This is a genomic window from Janthinobacterium sp. FW305-128, assembly GCF_020858135.1.
Taxonomy (GTDB): Bacteria; Pseudomonadota; Gammaproteobacteria; order Burkholderiales; family Burkholderiaceae_D; genus Janthinobacterium.
This window is the reverse complement of sequence record NZ_JACYMK010000002.1, coordinates 1-13,442: the sequence shown is the minus strand read 5'-3', so window position 1 is coordinate 13,442 and position 13,442 is coordinate 1. Positions and strand designations below refer to the sequence as shown.

Annotated in this window: 11 protein-coding genes; 9 read left to right on the top strand and 2 right to left on the bottom strand. The window is 65.8% G+C overall.

Going from position 1 to position 13,442, the window contains the following annotated elements; translation table 11 throughout:
- Window positions 1-37: 37 nt before the first annotated feature.
- Window positions 38-1,435, bottom strand: a complete 1,398-nt coding sequence (locus IGS60_RS04780; RefSeq protein WP_230502725.1) for an esterase-like activity of phytase family protein — start codon at window positions 1,433-1,435, stop codon at window positions 38-40.
- A gap of 119 nt (window positions 1,436-1,554) precedes the next feature.
- The gene (locus IGS60_RS04775) at window positions 1,555-2,931 is read right to left on the bottom strand and encodes a YihY family inner membrane protein (protein ID WP_230502723.1); all 1,377 of its coding nucleotides are present in this window, start codon (window positions 2,929-2,931) and stop codon (window positions 1,555-1,557) included.
- A gap of 67 nt (window positions 2,932-2,998) precedes the next feature.
- Between IGS60_RS04775 and wrbA the strand changes: the two genes are divergently transcribed.
- The 9 genes from wrbA (at window position 2,999) to IGS60_RS04730 (ending at window position 13,268) form a co-directional block, all read left to right on the top strand.
- The gene (gene wrbA / locus IGS60_RS04770; RefSeq protein WP_230503475.1) at window positions 2,999-3,607 is read left to right on the top strand and encodes an NAD(P)H:quinone oxidoreductase; all 609 of its coding nucleotides are present in this window, start codon (window positions 2,999-3,001) and stop codon (window positions 3,605-3,607) included.
- Entirely contained in the window at window positions 3,607-4,017 is a 411-nt protein-coding gene (locus tag IGS60_RS04765; RefSeq protein WP_070224481.1) for a DUF2069 domain-containing protein, read from the top strand. Before wrbA ends, IGS60_RS04765 begins: the two co-directional genes overlap by 1 nt.
- Complete coding sequence (locus IGS60_RS04760) at window positions 4,014-5,441, top strand: FAD-binding oxidoreductase (RefSeq protein ID WP_230502722.1); 1,428 nt, start codon at window positions 4,014-4,016, stop codon at window positions 5,439-5,441. Before IGS60_RS04765 ends, IGS60_RS04760 begins: the two co-directional genes overlap by 4 nt.
- A complete protein-coding gene (locus IGS60_RS04755; protein ID WP_083293704.1) occupies window positions 5,438-5,866 on the top strand; it encodes a DUF4124 domain-containing protein in 429 nt (142 codons plus the stop codon). The genes IGS60_RS04760 and IGS60_RS04755 overlap by 4 nt, the downstream gene beginning before the upstream one ends.
- Complete coding sequence (locus IGS60_RS04750) at window positions 5,854-8,445, top strand: FtsX-like permease family protein (protein ID WP_230502720.1); 2,592 nt, start codon at window positions 5,854-5,856, stop codon at window positions 8,443-8,445. The genes IGS60_RS04755 and IGS60_RS04750 overlap by 13 nt, the downstream gene beginning before the upstream one ends.
- Window positions 8,445-9,521 carry a carotenoid 1,2-hydratase gene (locus IGS60_RS04745; protein ID WP_230502718.1) on the top strand — a complete coding sequence of 359 codons (1,077 nt, stop codon included), beginning with the start codon at window positions 8,445-8,447 and terminating at the stop codon, window positions 9,519-9,521. Before IGS60_RS04750 ends, IGS60_RS04745 begins: the two co-directional genes overlap by 1 nt.
- A 78-nt stretch (window positions 9,522-9,599) precedes the next feature.
- Window positions 9,600-11,480, top strand: a complete 1,881-nt coding sequence (locus IGS60_RS04740) for an ABC transporter transmembrane domain-containing protein (protein WP_230502716.1) — start codon at window positions 9,600-9,602, stop codon at window positions 11,478-11,480.
- A 2-nt stretch (window positions 11,481-11,482) separates the two neighbouring features.
- On the top strand, window positions 11,483-12,157 hold the full coding sequence (gene leuE / locus IGS60_RS04735; RefSeq protein WP_070224441.1) for a leucine efflux protein LeuE: 675 nt from the start codon (window positions 11,483-11,485) through the stop codon (window positions 12,155-12,157).
- Window positions 12,158-12,167: 10 nt separating this feature from the next.
- Window positions 12,168-13,268: a beta-eliminating lyase-related protein gene (locus IGS60_RS04730; RefSeq protein WP_230502714.1), complete on the top strand. Its 1,101-nt coding sequence runs from the start codon at window positions 12,168-12,170 to the stop codon at window positions 13,266-13,268.
- Window positions 13,269-13,442: the final 174 nt, after the last annotated feature.

Here is a 13,442-nt window from a genome sequence, read left to right as displayed (position 1 = left end):
CGGCAACATGGAACGCCGTTGCTGGCCGGGTGCATCTTTACTTGACGGAACGATCGAACAGCGCCTTGTCAAAACGCAGGGTAATGACTTCGGTATCGTCCGGCTTGCCTGGCTTGCGGCCGTCTTCACCGGGGTAGTTCGTGTCAATTGCCACAACTAGCGTGTGGGCATCGAGGACTTCAACGCTCTCCACCGAGTCGAAAGGCATGCTGAACTTACCCACGGGCATATTGCTCGCCTGCCCGCCGATGCCTTTGGGGTCGGAGATATTCAGCAAGTCCACCAGCAGCGTTTTCTTGAGGGCGCCATCAGCATCTTTCTCCTTCAGGTCGACCAGGTACAGGCGCTTGATCACGGCCTTGGCGCCCCAGAAGCCGTCGCGCTCGATGAGCACGAACTTGCTGCCGCCGACATTGGTCATGTCGCCGATCACGACGCCATTATCCTTGGCCGCGCCATCCTTGCGGTACACGAGGTTCTTGCCCGTATAGCGCATGGCGGCGGGGTCGAACTCGAAGATGTTCAGGTAGCGCTCATCCGCGGCAACGGGCCGCAGCGACGGGTCGCTTGGCGCCGCTTCCGGCACCGCGTAGAGCAGGCTGCGGTCGGCGTTATAGGCCAGGCTTTCGAAGCCGCGACTGCCTGACAGGGTGATGCTGGCGCCCTTGCCCAGCACTTCCGGATTGGCCGGGCTGCGCAGGAAGGGATGGGGAACGGGATCGCCCATGAGCGTGCCGTTTTTGTCGAAGTGCAGGATATACGGGCCGAACTCCTCGCCCACGAACCAGGTGCCATCGGCGGCGCGCGCGAGCGATTCAATGTCGAAGTCAAAACCGGTCAGCAGGCGGCCCGCGCGAATGCGCGCATCGACGGCGATACCGCTGTCGGAAAAGACCAGCCCGCCGGAGGTGTTGCTTGGGTAGTTGACATAGTCGGCCGTGATTTTCAGGTCGATGCCCTTGCCGTCGTTTAAGAAACCCCTGGCGTCGTTGAAGGCGAGGAAACTGTTGATCTTGATGCTGCCCGGCGTCTTGCTGGCGTCTGCGTCCGTGCGGAAGTTGATGCTGGCGTTATACAGGCCGAGCACGAAATCGGCCGAATTGCCCTTGGCGCCGTAGCCATTGTCGGCCATGGCAGTCCAGCTGCCGTCGTCATTCCTCAGCAGAGCGGAGAAGCCGGGAATCGGCACGCCATTGGCAAACGGCGGGCTGACGCCAAGCGCCACGGCCGTGAACTGTCCGGAAACCGGCGCCGGCCAGCGCGCCGTGTCAGGCAACGCTGCCCAGCCGACCAGCTGGTGCGGCAGCCCTTCCCCCTCCTTGGGCACCGCGTCGGGAGCCGCAGAGGAACTGCCGCCGCAGGCGGCCAGCATGCCGCTCACCATCACGATGGCCAAGCCGCGGCACAAATTCAAACCGCTCAAATGACAACGCATATTTGCTTCCTCTACAAGATGAATGGAGAGGAAAGCTTACCGGCCTTCGGTGACCAGTTTATGACATGCGTCCCTAGCGCGCGCGGCGGATGCCGGCAGGAAGCGCACCGCCGGGCCCGTCAATTGCAGCGCACTTCCCCGAAATGCTGCGCCAGGCTCAGGCCCAGTCCCTGCTCCACGGCGTTTTCCACCTGCGCCGCCAGCGCGGCCGCTTCTTCCGCCGCCTTGATGTCGCGCTCGTTGGTGGAACCGGCCGGATAGCCGGAGTTCACGCGCATGCCGCCGAAGACGAACAGGCGGTAGACGTCGGCCAGGCTGATGCGGTTGACGTTGCCCAGCAAGACCCAGTGGTCGGAACTGTCGGCCACGCGCTTGCCCCACTGTACCCGCACGGCGCCGTCCACGTTGACTCTTCCCACCCAGCCCTGCTGCACCATCTTGTCGAGCAGGGTTTCCATCTCTTCGAAGCCCAGGCGCGTGCTGCGGCGGATCTCGGCCGCGCCCACCAGGGCCGAATCGGCGCAGTGGCACGCCTCGTGCAGCACTTTCAGGATGGCGACGGCATCGACGAATTCGCTGCCCGGTGCCGCCTCGTACCACCAGCGCTCGTATTTCACGACGGGCAAGGCGGCCACCAGCAAGGCGCCCACCAGGGTGATCATCCAGCTCAGGTATATCCACACGAGGAACAGCGGCAAGGCGGCCAGCGCGCCATAGATGCGCGAATACGTGGGAAATTCCTGGATGAATTCGCCGAAACCGCGCTTGGCCACCTCGAACGCCAGCGCCGCCAGCAAGCCGCCCCAGGCCGCGTCGCGCCAGTCCACGTCGCGGTTCGGCACGGCGATGTACAGCAAGGTAAACGCCAGCATGGTCAGGCCGATCGACACCAGCGTGTAAAACACGGCGCCGATGAACGGCACGGCGCCCACCACGCCGCTGGTGGCCATGAAGAGGCGCGACGTCACCGTCAGCGACACGCCCACCAGCAGCGGCCCCAGGGTGACGATGGCCCAGTAGACGAGCAAACGCTTGGTCCAGCGGCGCTCCTGGCGCACGCGCCAGATGCGGTTGAAGACGCGCTCGATCAAGCCCATCATGCCTACCGAGGTGACGATCAGGGCGCCCGCGCCGATGGCCGACAATCGCGTCGCCTTCGAGGCAAACGTCGTCAGGTAGTCGAGGATGGTGTTCGAGATGCCCTTGGGCATCACGCTTTGCACGAAATAGTCTTCCAGCGCGTGGCGGAAGGTATTAAACAGGGGGAAGGTGGTGAAGATGGCCAGGGCCAGCGTGAGCAGCGGCACCAGCGCGAACACGGTGGCGAACGTCAGGCTGCCGGCCACTTGCGGCAGGCTTTCCTCGCGCACGCGGCGGCGCGCGAACTGCAGCAGGTCGCGCGCTTCTGACCACGTCAGGCCGCGCACGACGTCCAGCCCCATGCTCAGGGTGCGCCACAGGTATTGGAAGAACGGGAATATATATTTTGAAAACATGTGCAAAATCAGAACGGCGCCATGACAGCAGTCGTATCAGGCTGTAAAGCGCCCTATAATACCAATGATGAAGCCTACCAATCTGATTATTCTCGTATTGTTTTATTCACGCCATGGCGCCACGCGCCAGTTGGCCGAGCTGATAGCCCAGGGAGTGGAAAGCGTGCCTGGCTGCGATGCGCGCCTGCGCACCGTGCCCGCCGTCTCCACCGTAACGGAAGCGACGGCGCCCGAGGTGCCGCTGGACGGCGCGCCCTACGTGGAACTGGACGACCTGCAGGAATGCGCGGGCCTGGCCCTGGGCTCGCCCACGCGCTTCGGCAACATGGCCGCCGCCATGAAGTACTTCTGGGATGGCACGGCCAGCGACTGGCTGGCCGGCAGCCTGTCCGGCAAGCCCGCCTGCGTGTTCACGTCCACGGGCAGCCTGCACGGCGGCCAGGAATCGACCCTGCTGTCGATGATGATCCCCCTCTTCCATCACGGCATGCTGGTCATGGGCTTGCCCTACACGCACCCGGAACTGATGACCACCTCCACGGGCGGCTCGCCGTATGGCGCCACGCACTGGTCGGGCATAGACAGCGACAAGGCCTTGAGCGACGATGAAAAACGGCTGGCCGTCGCGCTGGGCCGGCGCCTGGCGGAAAACGCCGCGAAACTGGCAGGCGCATGATGCACGGCACACTGCACAAGTATTTTCACTGGGGCGCCATCGCCAGCCTCGTCACCCTGATCGTCTGGTGTCTGCTGTGGGAAACCGTCGTCGCGCCCCTGCAGCCGGGCGGCTCCTGGGTCGTGCTGAAGGCGGCGCCCCTGCTCATTCCCCTGTATGGCGTCATCAAGCGCGACGTCTACACCCTGCAATGGTCGTCGATGGTGATCCTGCTGTACTTTACGGAAGGCGTGGTACGCGGCTACAGCGACACGAACCCCACCTCGGCCCTGATGGCCTGGGGCGAGGCGGCCATCGTCTGCGTCTATTTTGTCTGCGCCGTGCTGTATCTGCGCCCGTATAAAAAGGCGGCCAAGCGCATGGCCAAAGAGCTTCTGGAAAAAGTGAATAAAGTGAGCATCAAGAAATGACTGGTCAAACCGATTTCCTCGCCGCCTGCCGCGACCTGCTGGGCGACGCCTATGTACTCACCCTGGACGCCGACATGGCGCCCTTCCTCACCGACTGGCGCGACCGTTTTACGGGCAAGGCCCTGGCCGTGCTGCGCCCCGCCACCGTGGAGCAGGTGGCCGCAATCCTGCGCGCCTGCGCGCAATGGCAGGTGCCCGTCGTGCCGCAGGGGGGCAATACGGGCCTGGTGCTGGGCAGCATTCCCGACGCCGCCGGCACGGCCGTCGTGCTGTCGCTGGCGCGCCTGAACGCCATCCGCGCGCTCGACCCCGTCAACCGCACCATCACGGTCGATGCGGGCTGCATCCTGCAAACCATCCAGGAAGCGGCCAGCGCCGCCGGCTGCCTATTCCCCCTGTCGCTGGCGGCCGAAGGCAGTTGCACCATCGGGGGGAATTTGGCCACCAACGCGGGCGGCACGGCGGTGCTGCGCTACGGGAACACGCGCGAGCTGTGCCTGGGCCTGGAAGTAGTCACGCCGCAGGGCGAGATCTGGAGCGGCTTGCGCGGCCTGCGCAAGGATAATACGGGCTACGATTTGCGCGACCTGTACATCGGCGCCGAAGGCACCCTGGGCGTGATCACGGGCGCGGTCATGAAACTGTACCCGCAGCCGAAGGCCTGCATCACGGCGCTGGCCGCCATGCCCTCGCCCGCCCACGCCCTGCGCTTGTTAAGCCTGATGCAGGACCATTGCGGCGCCAGCCTGACGGGCTTTGAACTGATGTCGCAATACTGTTTGCAGCTGGTGGCCGAGCAGTTCCCCCAGCTGCCGCGCCCGTTCGCCGACGCGCATGGGCAGTCGCATGGGCAATATGTGTTGCTGGAACTGTCCAGCAGCCAGTCCGAGGCGCATGCTGTGGAATTGCTCGAAGCGAGCATCGGCGCGGCCCTGGAAGACGAGTTGATCGAAGACGCCGTCGTCGCCAGTTCCGTGGCGCAGTCCGAAGGCCTGTGGCAGCTGCGCGAACATATTCCGCTGGCGCAGGCGCAGGCGGGCAAGAACATCAAACACGATATCTCGCTGCCGATTTCCCGCATCGCCGACTTCATCGCCGTCACGGATGCGGCCCTTGCGTCAGCCTTCCCCGGCTGCCAGCTCGTATGCTTCGGCCACCTGGGCGACGGCAACCTGCATTACAACGTGGCGCCGCCAGCCGGCATGACGGACCGGGATTTCCTGGCCAACCAGGATGTCATCAACCGCATCGTGCACGACCAGGTCCACGGCTTTGGCGGCTCGATATCGGCCGAGCACGGCATCGGCGCACTGAAAAAGGCGGATCTGGCGCACTACAAGTCGCCGCTGGAACTGCAGCTGATGCGCGCCGTGAAGCAGGCGCTGGACCCGCAAAACATCATGAATCCGGGGAAGATATTGTGAAGCCATCGTCCCTCCTGCTCTGCGCCATGACCTTGCTGGCCGGTTCCGCCAGCGCGCAGGACGTCTACAAATGCGTGCAGGATGGCCAGACCAGCTATAGCGCCACGCCCTGCACGGGCGGCCAGCTGCAGATCCTGGAAGTTCCCTCGCCTCCGCCCGCCGTCGACAAGGGCGCGGCCACGCGTCAGGAACGGGTGGCCAGCCAGATGGAAGCGGCGCGCAAGAAGCGCGAAAACCTGGAAGACCAGGCGCGCGAACGGGCCGCCAAACAGAAGGAAATGCACGAGAAGCATTGCGCCCAGCTACGGCTGGAACAAAAATGGGCGGCGCAGGACGCCGTCGGCGCGGGCGATAAAACCCGCAATGCGGCGCAACTGAAAGCGCGGCGCGCCGGCGAGCGCCTGGCCGTTGAATGTCTGAATTGAGTGCGCCGGCGGCCAATCCCGCAGGTATGCGCCTGTTGTCGCGCTGGCTGCTGCTGGGCGAATGGCGCGCGCATCCCGTGCGTGCCTTCGTCGCCATCCTCGCCATCGCCATCGGCGTGTCGCTGGGCTTTGCCATCCATTTGATCAACGCGGCCGCCTTCAATGAATTTTCCACGGCCGTCAAAAGCCTGTCCGGTCAGGCCGACGTGCAAGTGGCCGGACGCGAAGCGCTGTTCGACGAAGCCGTCTACCCGTGGCTGGCGCAGCGCGACGGCGTGGCCGTTGCCTCGCCCGTGCTGGAACTGCAAGCCGGCGTGAACGGCAAGAAGGACGGCGGCCCGCTGCACATCCTGGCGCTCGACGTCTTCCGCGCCGGCTTCATCTCGCCCGACCTGATCGGCGCGCCGGCCGAAGGCCAGCCTTTCGACACCCTGGCCGACGACGCCCTCTTTTTATCGCCTGCCGCCTTGCGCTGGCTCGACGTCGCCGAAGGCGGTCAAGTCGCGCTGCAATCGGGCACGGGCACGGTGTCCCTGCGCGTGGCCGGTTCGCTACAGCGCGCGCGCGCCGGCCAGCGCATCGCCGTGATGGATATCGGTGCGGCGCAATGGCGCTTCAACAAGCTGGGCAAGCTGTCGCGCATCGACTTGAAACTGCGCCAGGGCGTCAACCGCGACGCCTTCCAGGCGGATCTCGCGCGCGCGCTGGAAGCGCAGTACCCGGGGCGTTTCCAGGTAGGCCAGCCAAATGATGAAAACCAGAATAGCCGCAACAATAACCTGAGCCGCGCCTACCGCGTCAACCTGACGGTGCTGGCCCTGGTCGCCCTGTTTACGGGCGCGTTCCTCGTGTTTTCCACGCAGGCCCTGTCCGTCATCCGCCGCCGCGGCCAGTTCGCGCTGCTGCGCGTGCTGGGCATGGAGCGCAGGCCATTGCTGCGCCAGGTGCTGCTGGAAGGCGCCAGCCTGGGCGTGGTCGGCGCGGCGCTGGGCATCGCCGGCGGCTACGCCATGGCCGCTGTCGCCCTGCGCTTCTTCGGCGGCGACCTGGGCGCCGGCTATTTCGCGGGCGTGCAGCCGCAGGTGCAATTCACGCCCGTCGCCGCTTTCGTGTATTTCGCGCTGGGCCTCGGCGTGGCCTTGCTGGGCTGCGCCGCGCCCGCGCTGGAAGCGGCGCGCGCGGCCCCCGCCATCGCCCTGAAATCGGGCAGCGAAGAAGTCGTGACGACGCGCCTGGCCAAGACCTGGCCAGCGCTGGCGTGTCTGCTGCTGGCCGGCGCCTTGACGTTCCTGCCGCCCGTGTTCGAGCTGCCCCTGTTCGGCTACCTGTCCATCGCCCTGCTGCTGATCGGCGCCATCGCCCTGATGCCGCAGCTGGCGGCCGTCGTCTTCCGCGCCCTGCAAGCCGCCTGGCTGCGCACGGAAACGAGCAAGCATGCGCCCGTGCGCAGCCTGACCGTGGCGCGCCTGGCGAACGCCTCGGGCCAGGCCGGCATTGCGCTCGGCGGCGTGCTGTCGAGCTTTAGCCTGATGGTGGCGATGGCGATCATGGTGTCGAGTTTCCGCGTTTCCGTCGACGACTGGCTGCTGCAGATCCTGCCGGCCGACGTGTACACGCGCCCGGCGGCCAGCGGCGGCACGGCGGGCCTGAACCCGCGCGAACAGGCGAGCATCACCGCCCTGCCCGGCGTGGCCAGGGTGGATTTCCAACGCCTGCGCTCGCTGTCGCTGGCGCCGGACCGCCCGAACGTCATGCTGCTGGCGCGCCCCATCAACTTGCGGGACCCTGGCAAGAGCATGGTACTGGTGGGCGACACCCTGCCCGTGCCGGCAGGCAGCCGGCCCGTGTGGCTGTCCGAAGCGGCGGCCGACCTGTACAACGTCAAGCCTGGCCAGCAGATCGCGCTGCCGCTGGCGGGCGGCCGGCACAAGTTCTTCGTCGCCGGCATCTGGCGCGACTATGCGCGCTCGTCCGGCGCCATCCAGATGCCGCTGGACGACTACCGCGCCCTGACGGGCGATATGGACGTCAGCGATGCGGCCCTGTGGCTGGCCAAAAATACCACGGGCGAGCAGTTGCAGGAAAAGCTCAAGGCCCTACCCTTCGGCGCCAGCCTCGAAGTGTCGAACCCGTCGGCCATCCGCGCCCTGAGCCTGCAGATATTTGACCGCAGCTTCGCCGTCACGTATTTATTGGAAGCCATCGCCATCGTCATCGGCCTGTTCGGCGTGGCCGCCACGTTCTCGGCGCAGACCCTGGCGCGCGCGCGCGAATTCGGCATGCTGCGCCACGTGGGCGTGACGCGCGGCCAGATCCTGTCCATCCTGGCGCTCGAGGGCGGCGCGCTAACGGCGCTGGGCATCGCCACCGGCTTTGTGTTGGGCCTGTTGATCAGCTTTGTGCTGGTCTTCATCGTCAACCCGCAATCGTTCCACTGGACCATGCAGCTGCACCTGCCGTGGTCCTTGATCGCCACCGTGGCCGGCGCCCTGCTGACGGCCGCCGCCCTCACCGCCCTCATCGCGGGGCGCCAGGCGCTGTCCGCTGGCCCCATCCGCGCCGTCAGGGAGGACTGGTAATGCGCCGTTTGACTTGTTTATTGTTGTTTTGCAGCGCCGCCGCCATCGCCGCGCCGCCCGCCTTCGCCCCCGTCACGCCGCTGCCGGCCGGCCAGACCCTGCGCATGCCGCACGATTTCGGCGCCCATCCCGCCTATAAAACGGAATGGTGGTATGCCACTGGCTGGGTCAAGACCGCCGGCGGCGAGCAACTGGGCTACCAGGTGACCTTCTTTCGCAGCGCCACGGCCGCCGACGCGGACAACCCCAGCGCCTTCGCGCCGAAACAGCTGATCATCGGCCATGCGGCCCTGTCCGACCCGAAAGTGGGCAAGCTGCTGCACGACGAGAAAAGCGCGCGCGAGGGTTTTGGCCTGGCCTACGCCAAGGTCGGCGACACGGACGTCAAACTCGACGACTGGCGCATGCAGCGGCAAGCGGACGGCAGCTACAAGGTCAGCCTGGCCGCGCGCGACTTCAGCTTGCAGCTGACCCTCGCGCCCACGCAGCCCGTGCTGCTGCAAGGCGTTGGCGGCTATTCGCGCAAGGGCGCGCAGCCCGCGCAATCGAGTTATTACTACAGCGAGCCGCAGTTGCGTACCACGGGCACGATCGCCCGCGCGGGCGGCAAGCCGGAAGCGGTGACGGGCGCCACCTGGCTCGATCACGAGTGGTCGAGCCAGGTGCTTGATGCGGACGCCAGCGGCTGGAACTGGATAGGCGCCAACCTCGCTGACGGCGGCGCCCTGATGGCCTTCCAGATCCGCAGCAAGACAGGTGCTAAACTATGGGCGCACGCGACATGGCGCGATGCGTCCGGTAAGATGACGCAGTACGCGCCCGGCGACGTCGATTTCACGCCCACGCAGCTGTGGCGCTCGCCCCGCACGCAGGCCGAATACCCGGTCGCCACCGAGATCCGCACGGGTGCCACGCGCTGGCAGATCAAGCCCCTGCAGGCCGACCAGGAGCTCGATTCACGCCGCTCGACGGGGGCCGTGTACTGGGAAGGCGCCGTGACGGTGGAGCGCGACGGCCAGCCGGTCGGCCGCGCCTACCTGGAAATGACGGGCTATGTCCAGCCGATGAAGTTGTAAGCAATGCATAAAATGCCGGGGTCAGACCCATCGGGTCTGACCCCGGACAAGCAAAAAAGTAAATCAAAGCGAAAAACAATGACAACCAGCACAGAAACAGGCAGCACCAGCAAAGCAACCGCCGCAACCGCCGCAAGTACCGCACCGACTCCCGACACCGGCAGCAGCCGCGAACTGAAAAAAGGCAGCCTGGCCGCCTTCAAGGGCTTGATGCCCTTTCTGACGCCGTACCGCAAGCAGTTCTTCCTGGCCGGAATCGCGCTGGTGGTGGCCGCCGCCTCGACCCTGGCCATTCCCGCCGCCTTCAAGCAGATGATCGACCTGGGTTTCGGCGGCGCGGCCGGCTCGAAAAGCATCCAGCACGTCGACCTGGTCTTCCTCGCCCTGTTCGGCGTGGCGTCCATCCTGGCCTTGGCCACGGCGGCGCGCTTTTATACGGTGTCGTGGCTGGGCGAGCGCGTCACGGCCGACATCCGCAGCGCCGTGTACCGCCACGTCGTCACGCAAAGCCCGGAATTCTTTGAAACCACGCAGACGGGCGAAGTCCTGTCGCGCATCACCACCGACACGACCCTGATCCAGGCCGTCGTCGGCACCAGCATCTCGATGGCGCTGCGCAATGTGCTGCTGTTCCTGGGCGGTCTGGTGATGCTGTTCGTCACCAGCGCCAAGCTGGCGGGCATCATCATCGGCCTCTTGATCCTCGTCGTCGTGCCCATCATCGTGTTTGGCCGCCGTGTGCGCAAGCTGTCGCGCGATTCGCAGGACCGCATCGCCGACGCGTCGGCCATGGCCGGCGAAATCCTCAACGCCATGCCCACCGTGCAGGCGTTTACGCACGAGAAAATCGAATCGAAACGCTTCGGCGACTCCGTCGAAGGTGCCTTCATGACGGCCATGCGCCGCATCCGCGCCCGCGCCCTCTTGACCATGATCGCGATTTTGCTGGTCTTCGGCACCATCGTGTTCGTCCTGTGGCTGGGCGCGCGCGCCGTGCTGGAAGGCGCGATGACGGGCGGCGACCTGGGCCAGTTCATCCTGTACGCCTCCATCGTGGCCGGCGCCATCGGCGCCCTGTCCGAAGTCATGGGCGAAGCGCAGCGCGCCGCCGGCGCCACCGAGCGCCTGCTGGAACTGATGGCCGTCAAATCGGAAATCGAGTCGCCTGCCACGCCGCTGCCGCTGCCCGCGCGCGCCGCGAACGGCGCTTCGCTGTCGCTGGACGACGTCATGTTCTCGTATCCGTCGCGCCCCGACACCCACGCCCTGAACCACGTCAGCCTCGACATCCGCGCCGGCGAAACGGTGGCCGTCGTCGGCCCGTCGGGCGCCGGCAAGACCACGCTGTTCCAGCTGTTCCTGCGCTTCTATGACCCGCAAAGCGGCAGCATCCGCCTCGATGGCGTCGACATCAAGCAGCTCGACCTGCACACCCTGCGCGACGCCATCGGCATCGTGCCGCAGGATACCGTGATTTTCTCGGCCGACGCCATGGAAAACATCCGCTACGGCCGCGCCGGCGCCAGCGACGAGGAAGTCATCGCCGCCGCGAAGATGGCGGCCGCCCACGAATTCATCGAGCGCCTGCCGAACGGCTACAAATCCTTCCTCGGTGAACGGGGCGTGCGCCTGTCCGGCGGCCAGCGCCAGCGCATCGCCATCGCCCGCGCCCTGCTGAAAAACCCGCCGCTGCTGCTGCTCGACGAAGCGACCAGCGCGCTCGACGCGGAATCGGAACGCCTGGTGCAAAAGGCGCTGGAAGCGGCCATGGTGGGCCGCACCACCGTCATCATCGCGCACCGCCTGGCCACCGTGCAGCGGGCCGACCGCATCATCGTCATGGAAGACGGCAGGATCGTCGAGACGGGCACGCATGCGTCGCTGGTGGCGCTTGGAGGTATCTATGCAAATCTTGCCGCACTGCAATTCCATCACGTACAGCTCAATCCAGCGGAATAATCATGAACGCACTTTTCCACGCCAACCTGGGCATCACCGATTTCTGGACCTTTTTACTGGGGACCATCTTCATCGTCATCCTGCCCGGTCCCAACTCCATGTACGTGCTGTCCGTGGCCGCCCAGCGCGGCGTGCGGCCCGCCTACCAGGGCGCCTTCGGCATCTTCGCCGGCGACCTGATTCTGATGGTGCTGTCGGCCTGCGGCGTCGCTTCGCTGCTGAAAGCCAGCCCGGCCCTGTTCTACGTGGTGAAATACATCGGCGCGGCCTACCTGGGCTGGATCGGCCTGCAGATGCTGATAGGCTGCTGGCGCAAGCTGCGCGCGCCCGCTCCCGCTGAAGGCGAAGCGGCAGCCGTGCCGCCCCCCGTCAAGGAAAGCGACCCGTTCCGCAAGGCGCTGATCATCAGCCTGATGAACCCGAAAGCGATTTTGTTCTTCATCTCGTTTTTCATCCAGTTCGTCGACCCGGCCTTTGCAAAGCCCGTGCTGTCCTTCATCGGCCTGGGCCTGATCTGCCAGGTGATCAGCTTTACCTACCTGACGGCCATCATCTTTGTCGGCGCGCGGCTGGCCGAGACCTTCCGCCGCCGTCGCCGCCTGTCGGCCGGCATGGGCGGCGGTGTGGGCGCCATGTTCATCGGCTTTGGCGCAAAACTGGCCACGGCCACCCTGTAAGGAAAACACCGTGAACGAGCTTGAACTGCGCCAGCGCTGCCATACCATCCTGCCGGGCCACCGCCAGCCGACGCCAGCGGCCACCTTCGCCGCCATGGCCGCCTGGTGCGATGCCAACGATGTTGCACACGATACCTATGGCGAAGGCGCGCTGATCGAACAGTTCGAGAACAAGATCGCCAGCCTGCTCGGTTTCGAGGCGGCCGTGTTCTGCATCACGGGCACCATGACGCAAGTCACGGCCCTGCGCCTGGCCTGCCAGGACCGGGGCTCGCGCCTCGTCGCGCTGCACCCGACCTCGCACATTCTGCGCCACGAACGGGGCAACCATGAATTGCTCGACCACTTCAAGGGCTTGACGATCGGCGACCCGCACCGCCCGTGGACGGTGGACGACCTGCGCGCCGTGCCCGATGCGCTGGGTGCCGCGCAGCTCGAACTGCCGATGCGCGAAATCGGCGGCCAGTGTCCGTCGTGGGATGCCTTGAAAGACATCAAGCGGCACTGCCGCGAACGCAATATCCACCTGCACATGGATGGCGCGCGCCTGTGGGAAGCGCAAGCCGGTTTTGGCCAGTCCCTGCCCGCCATCTGCGACGGTTTTGATTCCGTCTACGTGTCGCTGTACAAGGGCATCGGCGGCCTCGGCGGCGCCATGCTGGCCGGCAGCCGCAGTTTTGTCGAACGGGCGCGCGCGTGGTTCCACCGCCAGGGCGGGAACATCGTGCACCGCACGCCCTACGTGGTGGCCGCCGCCATGCAGTTCGACGCGCGCCTCGCCGCCATGCCCCGCTATTTTGCGCGCACGCAGTGGCTGTACGCGCTGCTGCGCGATTTTCCATCGATCGCCGTCAATCCCGCCCAGCCGCAAGCGAACATGCTGCACCTGCACCTGCCCGTTTCCCGCGAGCGGGCCATCGCCATCCGCAACCAGGTGGCCGAAGACCACGGCATCTGGCTGTTCGGCCGCGCCAGCCACGCGGCCCTGCCCGGGCACAGCGTGGTGGAGTGGTATGTGGGCGACAACTTGCTGGAACTGCCGGACGACAGCGTACGGCTGGCCTTGACCCTGCTGGATCAGGCCATGCGTAACAAGGCACCATCGGCGTAGGTCGGGGTAGGTCGGGTTAGCGCATAGCGCGTAACCCGACAACACCACAGCAACAGCCATCGCCAACAATACCGTCGGATTACGCGCGGCTTCGCCACGCTAATCCGACCTTGTATTATTCCCCTCATGCCGTTCGTGGTATTGCGAACGGTATCGACCGCTGTCAAAATCTTG

What these genes read in the sequence shown, in the direction of transcription:
- IGS60_RS04750 (WP_230502720.1), top strand. Translation starts at nt 5,854, where the DNA reads ATGTCTGAATTGAGTGCGCCGGCGGCCAATCCCGCAGGTATGCGCCTG.
- leuE (WP_070224441.1), top strand. Translation starts at nt 11,483, where the DNA reads ATGAACGCACTTTTCCACGCCAACCTGGGCATCACCGATTTCTGGACC.
- IGS60_RS04745 (WP_230502718.1), top strand. Translation starts at nt 8,445, where the DNA reads ATGCGCCGTTTGACTTGTTTATTGTTGTTTTGCAGCGCCGCCGCCATC.
- wrbA (WP_230503475.1), top strand. Translation starts at nt 2,999, where the DNA reads ATGAAGCCTACCAATCTGATTATTCTCGTATTGTTTTATTCACGCCAT.
- IGS60_RS04740 (WP_230502716.1), top strand. Translation starts at nt 9,600, where the DNA reads ATGACAACCAGCACAGAAACAGGCAGCACCAGCAAAGCAACCGCCGCA.
- IGS60_RS04775 (WP_230502723.1), bottom strand. Translation starts at nt 2,931, where the DNA reads ATGTTTTCAAAATATATATTCCCGTTCTTCCAATACCTGTGGCGCACC.
- IGS60_RS04765 (WP_070224481.1), top strand. Translation starts at nt 3,607, where the DNA reads ATGCACGGCACACTGCACAAGTATTTTCACTGGGGCGCCATCGCCAGC.
- IGS60_RS04780 (WP_230502725.1), bottom strand. Translation starts at nt 1,435, where the DNA reads ATGCGTTGTCATTTGAGCGGTTTGAATTTGTGCCGCGGCTTGGCCATC.
- IGS60_RS04760 (WP_230502722.1), top strand. Translation starts at nt 4,014, where the DNA reads ATGACTGGTCAAACCGATTTCCTCGCCGCCTGCCGCGACCTGCTGGGC.